Consider the following 16,214-nt stretch of genomic DNA (forward strand, 5'->3'; position numbering starts at 1 on the left):
TGCACTGTTTTGGTACAGATAAATTGTTTAATTTTGATATGTATAAACAATAGGAAATGAGTTCTAAAAAAGGAAAAGTTCAAGAAGCGATAGACGAAAAATTGTTAGAAGAAAGAAAAGTCTTCTTATGGGGCATGGTAGATGATGATTCTGCTAAGCACGTAATTGATCGTTTGTTGTATTTAGATATGCAGAATAATAAAGAAATACAGTTGTACATTAATAGCCCAGGGGGTTATGTTACTTCTGGTTTTGCAATGTATGACATCATAAAATCGTTAAAAAGTCCGGTTTCTACAATTTGTACCGGTCTTGCTGCTTCTATGGGGTCTATTTTGCTTTCTGTTGGAAAAAAAGGTAGAAGATTTATTCAGCCACATGCACAGGTTATGATTCATCAGCCTAGTGGTGGTGCAAGAGGTCAAGCTTCAAATATTGAAATTCAGGCCAAAGAAATTATTAAGACCAAAGAATTGAGTGCTCGTATTTTAGCGGACAATTGTGGGCAAGATTATGAAAAGGTATTGAAAGATTTTGATAGGGATTATTGGATGAATGCTGAAGAATCGATTGCTTATGGCATCGTAGACGGTATTTTGGAATAGTAACTACAGCTTAAGAAAATCAAAAAGTCCTTCGTAATATAGAAATTATGAAGGACTTTTTTTTTGGATATATATAGACGCTCTCGCGGAATTTTCATAATATTTACGTGCCAACAAAGTCCTGAGGATGTCCGTCTTTTGTTAAAAAAATAATAAACTCGTAGCCAGAAACATCATGGTTTTAGACTTAATTTAAATATTGATCACTCTGGTCTACGCCATGCACTTGCATAACAAACTAAGTTGTTTCTGTGGTCTATTACCCTGTATGTAGAGACTGTGATAGAATTTAGTACATTTACTATTTACGTTTTTCTCATCATTTGAAATTATTATGAAACAAATCTCCAAGAATATAGCCATAATAGGTTCGGGTCTTGTCGGGTCTTTATTGGCAATTTATCTCAAAAAAATGGGTCATACCATTACCGTTTTTGATAGAAGACCGGATATTAGAAATATAAAATTTTCTGGACGTTCTATAAACTTGGCGATGAGCAATAGAGGCTGGCAGTCATTAGCCGAAGTTGGTATAGAAGAAGAAATAAAGAAAATAGCAATTCCTTTAGATAAGCGTGCCATGCACGTAATAGATAAGCCCATTTATTTTCAAAAATACGGAAAAGAAGGTGAGGCCATATGGTCTATCTCTAGGGGTGTGTTGAACAAAAAAATGATTGACTTAGCAGAAGATGCTGGAGTTGAGTTTCGTTTTGATGAAAAAGTATGGAATGTGGACCTGCCCGAAGCTACTTTGTTTACGGGAGACACGGAGAAAGGCGAGTGGAAAGAGTACAATTACGATATTATTTTTGGTTGTGATGGGGCATTTTCTCGTGTACGCCATAAAATGCAACGTCGTAGCCGTTTTGATTATTCCCAAAACTTTATAGATGTTGGTTATAAAGAACTTTCTATACCTGCCAATGAAGATGGTACCCATAAGTTAGATAAGAATTCTTTTCATATTTGGCCTCGTGGCAAGTTCATGTTAATTGCCATGCCTAATTTAGATGGTAGTTTTACGTGTACTTTATTTATGCCTTTTGAAGGCGAAACATCTTTTGATAGTATACAGACCAAGGAACAGGCAAAAGTCTTCTTTAAGACCTATTTTCCAAATGTAAGAAAAGAGATAGAGAATCTTACGGAAGATTTCTTTAAGAACCCAACAAGTGCTATGGTAACCATGAAATGTTATCCTTGGACGTATTGGGACAAAGTTGCTCTTGTGGGAGATTCTGCCCATGCTATAGTTCCATTCTATGGTCAAGGAATGAACGCTGGCTTTGAAGATATTTTTGTGCTAAAACAAAAAATCCAAAAGCATGGCGATAATTGGGAAGCTATTTTTAAAGACTATCAGCAGGATCGAAAGCCCAATGCTGATGCAATAGCAGAACTTAGCTATCGTAACTTTATAGAAATGAGTAGTAAAACTGCCAATCCAAAGTTTTTATTACAGAAAAAAATTGAAAAACATTTTGCCAATTTGCATCCAGATAAATGGATTCCGGCATATTCTAGGGTTACTTTTTCTAATAGACCTTATGCAGAGGCATTGGCTATGGGTGATGCCCAAGAAGAAATTATGCAAGAAGTAATGCAAATACCTAACATTGAGGAAAAATGGGACAGTAAAGAAGTAGAACAGAAAATCCTAGACTTGATTTAGTCTTCTCTACTGCGTATTTCTGATAGGCGCATTGGCATACCATCTATTTTATCGAATACGGCCTCTGGTGTTAGCGGAAAAGCCTGTGTTAGCTTAATGCCGCCATCTTTCCCTATCAACAAAACACCTTCAAAATCAGGAGTTAGCTTTAGCTGCTTGTAAACCATTTCTGCATCTAAGTTTGATTTACTACCGTCTTGGTTATTCACCTTTTTGGGATTCATAACAAAAAGAACAAGGTCGCGGTCAGTGAGTTTCTTTTGCTCTTTTGTAAATGTAGTTAGGTTTGTGCTTAAAGCATCACCGTCAATATCTTGTGCAACAAAGAGTAGAAGGCGATTTTTCCATTTATAACTATCCAGGTCTTGTCCAAACGTTTGGGTATAAGCCATTAGTGTTATAGTTAATATTGAGAATTTAATGAATTGCATAAGTGAATTTCCTTCAATACCCAATATACTAAAAAAGCCACCCTCTTAAAAAGAGGATGGCTTTTATTTTTTAGAAAAATGGGCTACTACATTTTAGTAAACATTTTACCCATTTTAACTTGCTCTTCTTCTGCTAGTACAGGATCCACTAAGATTCTACCACTATGTTCATCAGTAATGATTTTTTTGCGAGAAGCAATCTCAACTTGTACCTGTGGTGGAATAGTAAAGAAAGATCCACCTGAAGCTCCTCTTTCGATTGGAACAACTGCTAAACCGTTTTTCACGTTGTTACGGATACGAGTGTATGCCTTAACAAGACGCTCTTCAATATCACCTTGATATTTTTCAGATTGTGTTAAAAGTGCTTTTTCTTCTTTTTCGGTTTCAGCCAAAATAGCATCAAGTTCACTTTTCTTATGCTTCAAATGCGTTTCACGTTCAGATAAACGTTCTTTCGTTTCGGAAACAACTGATTTTTTCTGATCTATTTGTGCCTTGAATTCTTTGATGTTCTTATCAGCCAATTGAATTTCAAGTTCTTGAAATTCTAATTCTTTACTGATAGAGTTGAATTCTCTACTGTTACGAACATTCTTCTGTTGTTCAGTATACTTTTTTATAAGTGCTTTAGCCTCATCAATAAGGTTCTTCTTGGCACCAATCTCAAAATTGATAGTCTCAACATCTGTTTTCAACTTATCCAATCTAGTTTTAAGACCAAGAACGTCATCTTCTAAATCTTCTACTTCTAAAGGAAGTTCGCCTCGTACGTTACGTATTTCGTCGATTCTTGAATCAATCAATTGCAAGTCGTACAATGCCCTTAACTTTTCCTCTACCGTTGCTTCTGATTTTTTTGCCATATACTTTATAAATACTTGATAGGATTGGTTTTACTTTCCGATAAACGGATTGCAAAATTAGGGATTTTTTTCGTAAGATAGTCAACTAAAAGGTTTTTTGTAAACTGCTCGCTTTCATAGTGTCCGATATCCGCAATTATCATTTTGCCTTCCGCTTTGTAAAATTCATGATATTTAATGTCCGCAGTAATCAAAATATCAGCACCAGAGGCTTTGGCGGCTTCAATAGCAAAAGCACCACTGCCACCTAGAACAGCGACTTTTTGAATTTTTTTGTTCAATAATTCCGAATGGCGAATACCTTCAGCTCCCATTTTTTGCTTTACTATTTTTAGAAAAGTCATATCATCCATTGCGGTTTCAAGTTCGCCCACCATGCCTAAACCAATATTCTGATTGCTGTTTTCTAATGTAATTACTTCGTAAGCCACTTCTTCGTAGGGATGCGAAGTAAATAGGGCTTTCATTATTTTTGCCTGTTTTGCTTTAGAAAAGGTAATGTTTAATTGAATCTCTTCTTCGTAATGGATTTTTCCTATTTCACCAATTGTAGGGTTGGCCTTTTCTCCAGCTTTATAACTGCCCTGTCCGTTAGCGTTAAAGCTACAATTGCTGTAATTACCTATATTTCCTGCTCCAGCATCAAAAAGTGCTTCTCTGAGGGTCTCTGCATCCTTCACAGGGACGTATGTGGTTAGTTTTTTAATGGTTTCTTTCTGTGGTATTAATATTTTAGGATTTTTTATTCCAAGAACTTCGCAGATTTTAGCATTTACGCCTTCTGGTACGTTATCTAGAGCGGTATGCATGCTATAGATGGCAATGTCATTTTTGATAGCTTTTATAACTACACGTTCTACGTAGGATTTTCCAGTAAGCTTTTTCAATCCCCCAAAAATAATAGGATGAAAGCTGACAATTAGATTACATTTATTGGCAATTGCTTCATCAACAACATTCTCTAAAGTATCTAAAGTTACGAGTATACGCGAAACTTTTGCATTGCCATCACCAACCAATAAACCAACGTTATCAAAGCTTTCTGCATAGGGTAAAGGAGCTAAATCTTCAATAATATCTGTAACTTCTTTTACGGTCATTGCTATTTTTATGAGGTCTAAAGATAAAATATTATAATTTCGCCTTCGTGCAACTACTCAGAAAAATATTATTTCCCGTTTCATTGGTTTATGCGTTGGTGGTTTACTTGCGGAATTATTTCTACGATAAAGGAATTTTTAGTTCTAAAAGTTTTGAAACACCTACTATATGTATAGGAAACTTAAGTGCCGGTGGTACTGGTAAAACTCCTATGGTAGAGCTGTTGGTTGCTTTGTTAAAGGACAATTATAAAGTGGCCGTGCTGAGTAGGGGGTATCGCAGGAAGTCAAAAGGATTTGTTTTGGCTGATGATAGTGCTACTGTGGGAACTTTGGGTGATGAGCCTTTTCAAATATTTTCTAAATTTTCCGATATAAATTTGGCTGTTGATGCAGACAGAAGAAATGGAATAGAAATTTTAGAAAAACGTTCTAAGCCAGACGTTATCATATTGGATGATGCCTACCAACACCGTAAGGTTATTTGCGGATTTTCAATACTCCTGACTTCTTTTGGTAATCTTTATGTTGATGATTGGTATTTGCCAACAGGAAATTTAAGGGATAGTAAAAAGGAGGCTAGTAGGGCAGAGGTTATAGTGGTGACGAAATGCCCTAGTAATTTAAGTGTTGATGCTCGGAACGCAATAATGGCAAAACTGAAACCAGAACCTCGTCAAAAAGTATTGTTCTCTTACTTGGCCTATGATGATAGTTTAACGGCAGTTGATGATTCTATTTCGTTAGATGATTTAAAGACCAAAAAAGTTACCTTGGTTACTGGTATAGCCAATCCACAGCCATTAATTGATTATTTGAAGTTTAAAGGATTGAGATTTGAGCATTTAAAGTTTAAAGACCATCATGATTTCAGTAATTCAGAATTAGATATTCTAAGAGAAAAGAAATGTATTTTGACTACGGAAAAAGATTTTGTTCGCCTAAAAGATAAGGTGAGTAATCTTTATTTCATTCCCGTAAAGCATCAGTTTTTTGATGATGGGGAGTTGGTCTTAAAAGTAAGATTGCAAGAATTTATGAAGTAGTGTTTTTAAGCTCTTTTTTATTGAAAATATTTTCGCCTATTTTTTGATAGAAGACTTCAGGTTTAAACGGTTTTGTAACTACATCATTACAGCCAGCAGCATAGAAACTTTCTAAACTATCGTCTAAAGAAATAGCGGTAAGAGCTATAATAGGGGTGACAATATCAAACTTTCTAATTTCAATCGTAGCTTCTTCACCGCCAATACCTGGCATATGAATATCCATTAAAATAGCATCATAGTAGTTTTCACGAGCCATATCTATTGCCTCGCCACCGTCGTTTGCAATGTCGCTCGTAATCTCCTTTTTGGTAAGCATTTTTTTGGTGATGACTTGGTTTATTTTGTTGTCTTCAACAATTAGAATATTTAAGCCCTCAAATTTAAAATCTTGAGGAGTTACTTCAAACGGAATATCATCTACAATACTATCCTTGCCCTTCATTGCTAGTTGAAAGAAGAATGTACTTCCAACACCCAATTCGCTCTCTAGTTCTATTTTACTTTCAAAAAGGCCTAATAAACTTTTAACTATAGTAAGACCAAGACCAGTACCACCGTACTCTCTGTTTATTTGTATTGAACCTTGTTCAAAACCATCAAAGATGTTCTGTTGTTGCTCTTTTGCAATACCTATACCGTTGTCTTTTACTTCAAAATAAAGCGTGACATCTTCATCATCCTTCTTCATTAATTTGGCAGTGACCTTAACTTCGCCACCTTTGGTGAATTTTAAAGCGTTACCTACTAAATTCAGAAAAATCTGAGATAGTTTTAGCGGGTCGCTCATCAGGTGATAAGGTATTTTCGTATCGTAATCTAAAATGAGTGTGGTATTGTTAGTCTGTGCTCCTTGTTTAAGGGAGTCAATAACTTCCTGAAGTACTTTTTTCAGGTTGAATTCTACATTAAGAGGTTCCAATTTATCGGCGTCAATTTTATTAATTTGCAGGATGTCGTTTATGAAGTTCAACAAATAATCACCTGAAAATTTCAAAGCTTTAAGGTGTTCTTTCTGACCCTTGCTTGGGTTCTCCTCTAAGAGTAAATGCGTAAGGCCTGTTACTGCATAGAGTGGTGTTCTTAATTCGTGGCTAACCGTAGACAAGAAATTTGTCTTAGCTTCCATAGCATTTACAGCAGCATCTCTGGCAGCCTTTAGTTCATTATTTTTAGTCTGAAGTAAATCGTTGGTTTTTAATTTTATTTGGTTGTTTCTAAATAATGAAACTGCCAAAAGCGTAATGATTATTAATAGGGCAGAAGTCAATATTATGGTAATATCAGACTTGTTCTTTGATTCGTTCAGTTCTTCAATTTTTTGTTCTTGGCGCTTTATTTCATCGCTCATAAAATCGAACTGAATTTTTTCCGCGGTTTTTGCCTCGGTCTTCATTTTTGCAATGTTGAAGAGCGAATCGCGAATTTGTAAAAGGTCTTTGTTGTTAGCTAGCGATTTATCATATTTACCAAGCCTCTCGTAAATCGTGGTGAGCATTTCATTGGCTTCCCATATTTCTTTGAAAAATTTATTCTTTTTTGCCAATTTCAGGGCGTTTTCGCCGTTTTCCGCACTTTCTACTAATTTTTCGGTGCTAAGGTTTAGTTGGGCTAAACCTAGATAAGCTCTAGTGGCCAGATAATCACTTTCGTAAATATCCGTATTGATAATAAGCGAGTTGAAATTTTTTGTGGCACTATCGTATTTTTCTAGTTTTAGATAGATATTACCTTCTGCCAGTAATATATTATTAAAGAAATTACGATCGTTATTGAGCTGTTTAGCTTCATTAAGCATGAAGATAGCTTGAAAATTTTTCTCGTCATGAAAGAGTAAAATGGCCTCAATATATTTTTGCATAGCGCTACCATAAGGATATTCTATGTCCTTAAGCAATGCCTTTGCTCTGTCCCAATAAAAGTATGTAGTCTCTTCTTTTTTAAGTTTCAGATAGACAAGAGCAAATTTGTGATAGCAATCTATGAGTGCTTTTACATCTTCATTTTTCTCTGCTACTTTTGATGCCTTTTCTAGGGCTTCAAGAGCTAAGTCCGTTTGATCTCTATTACGGAAAGCTCTCGCTTCTTCAAAGTAGATACGAACATCACTATTTTCTACAATAAGACTATCTTGGGCCTGTGCGTTTTGCACAACCCAAATCAATACGAATATTGATAAGATTCTTTTTAAGCCGTTATGTAGAAAATCTAGTTTCAAACGTATTTATTTCTTTTAAGTACTAAAATAAGGTCTATAAGTCTACTACTATAACCGGTTTCGTTATCGTACCAACCAATAATTTTGACCATTTTTCCGATAACCGAAGTCATCATAGAGTCAAACGTACAAGAATAATAACTATTGTTTATGTCTATTGATACTATAGGATCTTCTGTGTATAAAAGTATGTTTTTGAACTCTTTGCCTGCTTTTTCTCTGAAAACGGTGTTTATTTCTTCTATAGATGTTTCCTTTTTAACATTAAAAGTAATATCTGTTAGAGATCCATTTGGCACTGGCACACGAATTCCACACCCACCAATTACGTCTGCTAAGTGAGGGAAAATCTTCGTAAGCGCTTTTGCCGCACCCGTGGTTGTGGGAACAATAGATTGCGAAGCCGCACGAGCCCTTCTAAGGTCATGATGTGGTTGGTCATGAAGGCTTTGGTCAGAGGTATACGAATGTATTGTGGTAATGTAAGCTTGTTCTATGCCACACAGATCATCAATTATTTTGATCATTGGTGCCGCATTATTGGTTGTACAAGATGCGTTTGAAATAATATCATCGTCAGCATTTATAGTAGTTTCATTAATGCCCAACACAATCATCTTAATATCATCATCTGCAGGTGGAGCGGATAAAATCACTTTTTTGGCCCCGTTTGCTAAATGTGGCTCAAGACTTTCTTTGGTTTTGAACTTCCCTGAACATTCCACCACAATATCTACATCATAATCAGACCATTTAATGTCGTTAGGAGTTTTGTGGTTGGTTAAGGCGATAGATTTATCGTCTACAAGAATTGTATTCTCTTTATAGCTGACCTGGTGATTAAAAACCCCGTGAATACTGTCATATTTTAATAAATGTGATAGTGTTCGGGCATCTGCCAAATCGTTAATGGCAACTACATTTAGATTGGGGTGTTTGTCTAAAAGCCTAAAAAGTGTTCGACCTATTCGGCCAAATCCGTTAATGCCTATATTGGTCTTCTTCATAAAACAGGTGATGGCTAAAGAATAAAATATCTAAAGCTATTTTTCATTTGACAGTGAAATTGTTATTATACGGATTATCAATCCTCAGTGTAAAAAAAGCAATTAGTGTATATGTTTGTGGGCCTTGTAAGAAGATCTCACTAGAGCACCACTTTCAACATGTCTGAAGCCCATTTCTAAGCCTATTTCTTCATATTTTTTGAATTGCTCTGGAAGAATAAATTCTTTTACAGGTAAATGTTTTTTGGAAGGTTGAAGGTATTGTCCAATAGTGACTACATCTACATCGGCATCGCGCAAATCCCTCATGGTCTCTATTACTTCTTCCTCAAGTTCCCCTAAACCTAGCATAATTCCAGATTTAGTACGGTTTACACCATTGGCACGCAAATATCGTAAAGCCTCAAGGCTACGTTCATATTTTGCTTGTATACGCACTTCACGAGTAAGCCTTTTGACGGTTTCCATATTGTGGGAAACAACCTCGGGACCTACTTCTATAATACGATCTAAATGTCTTTCTATTCCTTGAAAATCAGGAATCAATGTCTCAAGGGTCGTTTCGGGATTCATTCTGCGAATGGCCTTTACGGTTTCCGCCCAAATGATAGAGCCCATATCTTTTAAATCATCTCTGTCTACAGAAGTAATAACGGCATGTTTGATGCCCATTATTTTAATTGAACGAGCTACTTTCTCAGGTTCTGCCCAATCTACGGTGTCTGGACGACCGGTCTGAACACCGCAAAAACCACATGATCTAGTACAAACATTTCCAAGAATCATAAATGTAGCTGTACCTTCTCCCCAGCATTCACCCATATTTGGGCAGCTACCAGACGTACAGATGGTGTGAAGGTCGTATTTGTCTACTAAACTTCTAAGTTGAGTATACTTTTTACCTGTAGGAAGCTTAACTCTTAGCCATTTTGGTTTGCCTTTGGGAGGAATAACGTTACCTATAGTATCTGTGCTCATAGTTTAGTGCAATTTTGTACAAATATACGATTTAGCGTTGCAGCACCGATGCTAATGAGTGGTTTTTGCTTTTAACTAAAAAGCACTTTTTGTGAGATTTAAGATAATACCTCATCAAAATAGAATTTGATATTTAATTCAGGTAGAGAGATTCCTACTTTTTCTGAATGACTTCAGCTAGAAGCTTTTTCGCTCTTAATAGTTTAACCTTAACGTTGTTAATAGGTTCATTAAGTTCTAGCGCTATATCCGCATAGCTCAATTCTTTAAAATACCTCAGGTTGATGACTTCTTGATAATGCGGCTTCAGTTTTTTAATATGCATTAAAAGGGTAGCCAAGTTCTGCTCTCTAATTAATTGATCTTCTCCAGATGGTGCATCGTCTAATACCTTTTTAACCGCATCTTGATTTCCGCTGGTTTCAAGATTCCTTTTACGCTTCCGAATTAAATCTACGTGTATGTTCTTTGAAATGGTAATTAGCCAGGTATTAAACTCGTAATCGGCATTATAGGTGCTTAATTTATCAAACGCCTTTGAAAAAGTCTGCACGGTAATATCTTCCGCATCACTCTCATTTTCAGTGCGTTTTAGCTGAAAACCGTAAACGCCGTTCCAGAAAGTATCTAAAAGTGTGCTGTAAGCAATTTGGCTGCCTGCAAGGGCTTTTTTTATGGTAATTTGAATATTGTCATCGGCTTTTGCCAAGAGTAGTTAGTTTGAAAATGAAAATTTAAATTGAAGATTGAAGGTTTATGTTGTCTTCATTTTTACAGTCTTGTTCGCTCGGTAATTTACCGCACATACCACAAGCTTGCCCATCTTGATTCAAAAAAGGACTTTGACTAGCACAGGTGCCTGCAAATTTACCGTCTTTTTTTGCCCAGATTTTAATGGCTATTCCTGCAAATGCTAATGCCAATAAACCAATTGTCAATAATATGAGTTTCATATAGATGAATTTTGAGACAAAGATATAAAATTAAGCCCCGAAACGGAAGTTTCGGGGCTTAATGATATCTTAAATAAGATGGTTGCTTAGAATGCTATATTCGCTACTATATTTTCTACGGACGGGCTTTTGTTTCCTCCCTTAGGCTCAATAGTAATATAACTTACAGCATCTTCTGCGTAAGGTAGTGCCAATAATTTTTCTTGACTGTTGGCCTCTTTGATAATTCCAAGGTTTAACATTTCACCGTTAACCTCGGTCCACATTTGGTAGCATTGGTCTTTTGGTAAATGTGGAAGCTTACTTACATTAAGGTAAGAAAGTCTCTTAACAGGGTTTATATAGGCAACGGCCTTAAGTTCCTGTGCTTTTCTGTTTCCTTTAACCGTATATTTTTTAGTTTCTGGATTTTGAAGTACAATGAACTGGTTTCTAACATCTTCTAACTGCGCGCGCATCGTTTCTTCTAAATCGTCAATTTTATTATTAACAATAGAGTTCTCTGATTGTAAGCTTTGATTTTGATCCCAGAAGAAATAAGAAGAACCTGCAGAAATTAATACGGCAAAACTGGCAGCAACTGCCATGCGGTAAAAATTTCTTTTAAAGTTAGATTCTTTATTGATACTTGAAAGTATTCTTTCTTTAAGGGCTTCTGGAGCTTTAACGGCATGCATTTTTGCATACGTTTCTAGGTTGTCTTGCAACTCTTCATAAGTTTTACGAACTTCTGGGTACATAGATAAGTAACGTTCTACTTGTAATGTTTCCTCAGTCGTTGTAGCACCCAAAAGATAGCTTTCCAGTAAATCGGAGTCTAAAAATAGTTTTATCTTTTCTTTCATGGTATTAGGATATCAGGTTTATTGATAACAACAACAACATTGTTGGGCCATAAATTTTCTTGAGTTCCCTAAGTCCGATCTTTAATCTAGATTTGATAGTTCCCAACGGAATATTAAGCTCATCGCTCGCTTCCTGTTGTGTCATCCCCTCAAAAAACAAGGCATCCAACACAATTTGGTATTTGGTCTCTATTTTCTCTAAATTTTCACGGACGTCCATAAACTCTGGTCTTATGCTGTTGACGCCTAAATTATATACGTCAGAAACATCGATTTGGATTTCCTTATCGCTTTTTGTATTAACACTTCTTAATTTATCTATTGCAGTATTGCGTGTTATACGAAATAACCATGTAAAAAGTTTTGCTTTAGACGAGTCGTACGAATCAGATTTTTTCCAAATTTTGATAAAACTTTCCTGTAATACATCCTGTGCCAATTCCTCATTTCGAACTACTTTGTTGGCCACCCCCAAAAGCGTGTCGCCATAATGCTCATACAAGAGTGAAATGGCTTTTTCATCTCTTTCCTGAAGTAGTTCTACAATATGTTTTTCCAGTAGTGTACTCATGTTATAGTGCCGGAGTCAAAAAAAATGAATGTTTGGGCATCCAATTCAATTGCTAATACCGTATATGTTTAAACGCTAATTTATAAAATTGATTTTTATATAGACGTTTTCTAAAATATTAATAATATAAATGTGCACTTGGTAACTGCACATTTAATTTTTGGTTAGTTTGGTTTGGTATAGCCCCCTAGATTTATCTTTGGGGGTTATTTATTTTATGATGTTTACTTCCGGTGATATACTAATGCCGAATTTCTTCTTCACTTCATCAATTATTCTATAGGCTAAGTTTAGTATCTCCTGACCTGTAGCTGTACCATGATTAACAAGTACTAATGCCTGATTTTTGTGAATTCCTGCATCACCGAATCTCTTACCCTTAAAACCGCATTGTTCAATTAACCAACCTGCGGGTATCTTAAAACTTTCATCCGTAATTTTATAGGATGGAGCCTCTGGGTGTAGAGCAATGAATTTATTGTATTCTTCGATACTTATTACCGGATTTTTAAAAAAACTACCGCTATTGCCCAAAACTGCGGGATCCGGCAATTTACTTTGCCTAATTGCTATTACAGCATTTGAAATATCTTTTATAGTGGGGTTTAAAATTCCCATCTTTTCAAGTTCGGTTTCAATAGCTCCATAAGATGTATTTTTCTTATGGTTGTTTTTGCTTAGTTGAAAGGTTACCGAAGTAATAATATATTTTCCTTTTCCTTCGTTTTTGAAAAAAGAATCGCGATAACCAAACTGGCAATCTTCTTTTGAAAAGGTTTTTAAGGTTTGCGTTTCAATATGCATTGCTTCACAGGAAACGAAATTGTCTTTTAACTCAACCCCGTAAGCACCTATATTTTGTATTGGCGCAGTACCTGTATTGCCAGGAATAAGAGACATATTCTCTAGTCCGCCATAACCATTGTCTAGCGTCCATAACACCATTTGGTGCCAATTTTCTCCTGCCATGATTTTTAAAAAGACGTTGTCGTCACTTTCTTCAATGACTTCTTTGCCTTTTAAGTTAATGTGCATTACCAATGCATTTATATCATCGGTAATCAACATATTACTTCCACCGCTGAGAACAAATTTGTTTGGGTAACCATCTAGTTGAAGCCCCGCTTTAAGGTCCTCCAAACTATTAATTTCAATAAAGAATTGAGCTTTTGCATCAATTCCGAAAGTGTTATATGATTTAAGGGATATGTCTTTGGTAACCTCCATTAAGCTATATAACTTTTTAACGCCTCCTTTAGTATATTAACGGCTCTCTTTAAGTTTTCTTTGTCCAGAACATAGGCAATTCTAATTTGGTTCTTCCCAAGTCCTTCCGAAGCGTAGAATCCTGCTGCTGGTGCAACCATAACAGTTTCATTGTTCAACCTAAAATCTTCTAATAACCATTGTGCAAAATCATCGGCATCTGTAATAGGTAATTCTGCAATGCAATAAAAAGCACCTTGTGGTTTACCTACTTTAATACCTTCAATTTTTTCTAGTTCTTCAATAAGCACGTTTCTACGACCTACATATTCTTCTTTTACGTCATCAAAATAACTTTGAGGTGTTTCTAAAGCGGCTTCACTAGCAATTTGCGCGTAGGTTGGGGGTGATAATCTTGCTTGGGCAAATTTTAGAGCTGTCTTAATAACATCTTTATTCTTTGTAACCAGGCACCCAATACGAGCGCCACACATGCTGTATCTTTTGCTAACGGAGTCTACGATAATGGCATTCTCTTCCAATCCTTCTTCTTGTAAAATTGAGTAGTGTTCTTTTCCGTCGTAGGTAAACTCTCTGTATACTTCGTCTGCAATTAAAAATAGATCATGTTTTTTAACGATTGCAGCCAGTTTTTTGATTTCTTCTTTAGTATACAGGTATCCTGTAGGATTACCAGGATTGCATATAAGAATTGCTTTGGTTTTGGGAGTAATCAACTTTTCGAATTCTTCAATGGCCGGGAGGGCAAAATTAGAATCGATATGAGATATCACAGGAACAACTTTTACCCCTGTTGCGGTTGCAAAACCGTTGTAGTTGGCATAAAAAGGTTCAGGAATAATAATTTCATCATCATTATCCGCAATACTGCCCATAGTAAAAGCCAAAGCTTCGGACCCACCAGTGGTAACTATAATATCTTTAGCTGTTACGTGAATATTGTTTTTGGCATAGTAAGCCGCAAGTTTTTCACGGTATTCTTCTGACCCTTCCGTACGGCTATAGGCAATAACTTCTAGTGTATTATTTTTTACCGCATCTAGCGCTACCTGGGGCGTTTTTATGTCCGGTTGGCCAATATTGAGGTGAATTACTTTTGCCCCTTTTTTCTTTGCTTCTTCTGCATAGGGAACCAATTTTCTAATAGGAGATTCGGGCATAGAAAGCCCTTTATGTGATACTGATGGCATATAGGTTCAATTTAGTTACAAAAATGAGGAAACCAAATGAGAAAACCATACCAGATGGGAAAATCGTTTATTGATAATTTGTTAAAAAAGAACAGATGTATTTATAAATATCGTAAATTATAAAGGGAAAAATGAGAAAAGTTGAAAACGCTACGATTACATATCATCTTTTTTTTAATGTTACTATCTTCTTTGGTAACAGCACAGGGCTTCAACTTGCCCAAAGGTCAAAAAATTGAAAAATTAAAGTTTCAGCTAATAAATAATTTAATTGTAGTGCCCATTGAAGTAAATGGCACTGAATTATCGTTTCTATTGGATTCTGGGGTGAGCACACCTATACTGTTCAATATATCGGAGAAAGATTCTATTCAAATAAACAATGTTTCTGAGATTACCATAAAAGGCTTTGGAGGTGATGTTCCTATAAAGGCACTGGTTTCTAATGGAAACCAATTTCGATTAAAAAATATAACCAACGAAGACCAAAAGCTATTCGTTGTGATGGATAAAAGTATTAATTTTTCAACTTCCATGGGTATTCCTGTACATGGTATTATTGGATACGATCTTTTTAGGGATTTTGTAGTTGATATCAATTATATACGCAAGACCATTAAATTCCGAGATTCAGAAAGTTATGTGTATTCAAAAAATAAAAACAAGCAGGTTCTGCCATTATCTATCAGGTCTAAAAAGGCGTATCTAAATACGGGGCTTTATCTAAAAGATAGAAAAGAGTTTTCTGTAAGGCTTTTGCTGGATACCGGAAGTAGCGATGCTCTCTGGCTTTTTAAGAATGATTCTATAGATGTGCCCGATAAGCATTATGACGACTTTTTGGGTAAAGGTCTTAACGGTAACATTTATGGAAAAAGAACCAAAGTAGATGGCCTGCGTATAGGTCGTTTTATGTTAAACGATGCAAAAGCTGCTTTTCCCGATAAAGAATCTATGCGGGAACTGAAGAATCTAACGGGGCGTAATGGTAGCATTGGTGGCTGCGTTTTAAAGCGTTTTAATGTGGTCTTTGATTACCAACGAAACCGTATTACCTTCAGCAAGAATTCTAACTTTGGCAAACCTTTTAAATACAACCTATCTGGATTAGACCTGCAACATGAAGGCATTCGTTATATAGCGGAAAGTATTGCGGATGACCAAGGAGTAGTATATAATCATAAAAGCGATTTTGGTAATGTGCAGTTGCTTTTTGAGGGTCAGACTAGATTAAGTGTTGCTCCAGAAATTATTGTGTCTGCCATTAGGGCAGGGAGCCCCGCGCATGAAGCGGGCCTGAAGGAGGGTGATGTTATCTTGGCGGTAAACGGTAAAAAAATTCACCGTTATAAGCTTCAAGATATTCTGGAGATGATCAATGAAAAAGAAGGGAAACGTGTTAAATTACTTATTGAACGGTATAATTCTGATTTGCTCTTCTCCTTTGTTCTTAAGAATATGCTCAAATAAAAAAACCCAATCTTTCGATCGGGGTTTAATTT

Annotated in this window: 16 protein-coding genes; 4 read left to right on the forward strand and 12 right to left on the reverse strand. The window is 35.9% G+C overall.

Annotation, left to right across the window (positions count from 1 at the left end; all coding sequences use genetic code 11):
* Window positions 1-56 precede the first annotated feature (56 nt).
* Both IWB64_RS10675 and IWB64_RS10680 read left to right on the forward strand, forming a co-directional pair.
* The gene (locus IWB64_RS10675; protein WP_038234982.1) at window positions 57-605 is read left to right on the forward strand and encodes a ClpP family protease; all 549 of its coding nucleotides are present in this window, start codon (window positions 57-59) and stop codon (window positions 603-605) included.
* A gap of 334 nt (window positions 606-939) precedes the next feature.
* Window positions 940-2,280: an FAD-dependent oxidoreductase gene (locus IWB64_RS10680; RefSeq protein WP_194533990.1), complete on the forward strand. Its 1,341-nt coding sequence runs from the start codon at window positions 940-942 to the stop codon at window positions 2,278-2,280.
* On the opposite strand, the gene IWB64_RS10685 is transcribed toward IWB64_RS10680, so the two are convergent.
* The 3 genes from IWB64_RS10685 to IWB64_RS10695 form a co-directional block, all read right to left on the reverse strand.
* Entirely contained in the window at window positions 2,277-2,672 is a 396-nt protein-coding gene (locus IWB64_RS10685; protein ID WP_194533991.1) for a DUF4174 domain-containing protein, read from the reverse strand. The two genes, IWB64_RS10680 and IWB64_RS10685, sit on opposite strands and share 4 nt — an antisense overlap.
* A 125-nt stretch (window positions 2,673-2,797) precedes the next feature.
* Window positions 2,798-3,577 carry a zinc ribbon domain-containing protein gene (locus IWB64_RS10690; protein WP_194533992.1) on the reverse strand — a complete coding sequence of 260 codons (780 nt, stop codon included), beginning with the start codon at window positions 3,575-3,577 and terminating at the stop codon, window positions 2,798-2,800.
* Between the two features lie 5 nt (window positions 3,578-3,582).
* The gene (locus IWB64_RS10695; RefSeq protein ID WP_194533993.1) at window positions 3,583-4,677 is read right to left on the reverse strand and encodes a Nif3-like dinuclear metal center hexameric protein; all 1,095 of its coding nucleotides are present in this window, start codon (window positions 4,675-4,677) and stop codon (window positions 3,583-3,585) included.
* A gap of 47 nt (window positions 4,678-4,724) precedes the next feature.
* On the opposite strand from IWB64_RS10695, the gene lpxK reads away from it, so the two are divergent.
* Complete coding sequence (lpxK, locus tag IWB64_RS10700) at window positions 4,725-5,723, forward strand: tetraacyldisaccharide 4'-kinase (RefSeq protein ID WP_194533994.1); 999 nt, start codon at window positions 4,725-4,727, stop codon at window positions 5,721-5,723.
* Here the strand turns inward: lpxK and IWB64_RS10705 are convergent.
* The 9 genes from IWB64_RS10705 to IWB64_RS10745 form a co-directional block, all read right to left on the reverse strand.
* A complete protein-coding gene (locus IWB64_RS10705; RefSeq protein ID WP_226975857.1) occupies window positions 5,713-7,941 on the reverse strand; it encodes a tetratricopeptide repeat-containing hybrid sensor histidine kinase/response regulator in 2,229 nt (742 codons plus the stop codon). The two genes, lpxK and IWB64_RS10705, sit on opposite strands and share 11 nt — an antisense overlap.
* Complete coding sequence (gene gap / locus IWB64_RS10710; RefSeq protein WP_194533995.1) at window positions 7,938-8,948, reverse strand: type I glyceraldehyde-3-phosphate dehydrogenase; 1,011 nt, start codon at window positions 8,946-8,948, stop codon at window positions 7,938-7,940. Before gap ends, IWB64_RS10705 begins: the two co-directional genes overlap by 4 nt.
* Before the next feature lie 102 nt (window positions 8,949-9,050).
* Window positions 9,051-9,926, reverse strand: a complete 876-nt coding sequence (lipA, locus tag IWB64_RS10715) for a lipoyl synthase (protein WP_155597565.1) — start codon at window positions 9,924-9,926, stop codon at window positions 9,051-9,053.
* Between the two features lie 154 nt (window positions 9,927-10,080).
* Window positions 10,081-10,635 carry an RNA polymerase sigma factor gene (locus IWB64_RS10720; RefSeq protein WP_194533996.1) on the reverse strand — a complete coding sequence of 185 codons (555 nt, stop codon included), beginning with the start codon at window positions 10,633-10,635 and terminating at the stop codon, window positions 10,081-10,083.
* 25 nt (window positions 10,636-10,660) lie between these two features.
* A complete protein-coding gene (locus tag IWB64_RS10725) occupies window positions 10,661-10,879 on the reverse strand; it encodes a membrane or secreted protein (RefSeq protein WP_155597563.1) in 219 nt (72 codons plus the stop codon).
* Between the two features lie 86 nt (window positions 10,880-10,965).
* Window positions 10,966-11,724, reverse strand: a complete 759-nt coding sequence (locus tag IWB64_RS10730) for an anti-sigma factor (protein ID WP_194533997.1) — start codon at window positions 11,722-11,724, stop codon at window positions 10,966-10,968.
* 4 nt (window positions 11,725-11,728) lie between these two features.
* Window positions 11,729-12,295, reverse strand: coding sequence for an RNA polymerase sigma factor (locus IWB64_RS10735; protein ID WP_194533998.1), 567 nt, complete (start codon window positions 12,293-12,295; stop codon window positions 11,729-11,731).
* A 210-nt stretch (window positions 12,296-12,505) separates the two neighbouring features.
* On the reverse strand, window positions 12,506-13,522 hold the full coding sequence (gene murB, locus IWB64_RS10740; RefSeq protein WP_194533999.1) for a UDP-N-acetylmuramate dehydrogenase: 1,017 nt from the start codon (window positions 13,520-13,522) through the stop codon (window positions 12,506-12,508).
* Complete coding sequence (locus tag IWB64_RS10745) at window positions 13,522-14,712, reverse strand: pyridoxal phosphate-dependent aminotransferase (RefSeq protein WP_194534000.1); 1,191 nt, start codon at window positions 14,710-14,712, stop codon at window positions 13,522-13,524. The genes murB and IWB64_RS10745 overlap by 1 nt, the downstream gene beginning before the upstream one ends.
* Window positions 14,713-14,889: 177 nt before the next feature.
* On the opposite strand from IWB64_RS10745, the gene IWB64_RS10750 reads away from it, so the two are divergent.
* Window positions 14,890-16,182: a PDZ domain-containing protein gene (locus IWB64_RS10750; protein ID WP_194534001.1), complete on the forward strand. Its 1,293-nt coding sequence runs from the start codon at window positions 14,890-14,892 to the stop codon at window positions 16,180-16,182.
* Window positions 16,183-16,214: the final 32 nt, after the last annotated feature.

This window comes from Zobellia nedashkovskayae, assembly GCF_015330125.1.
GTDB lineage: Bacteria > Bacteroidota > Bacteroidia > Flavobacteriales > Flavobacteriaceae > Zobellia > Zobellia nedashkovskayae.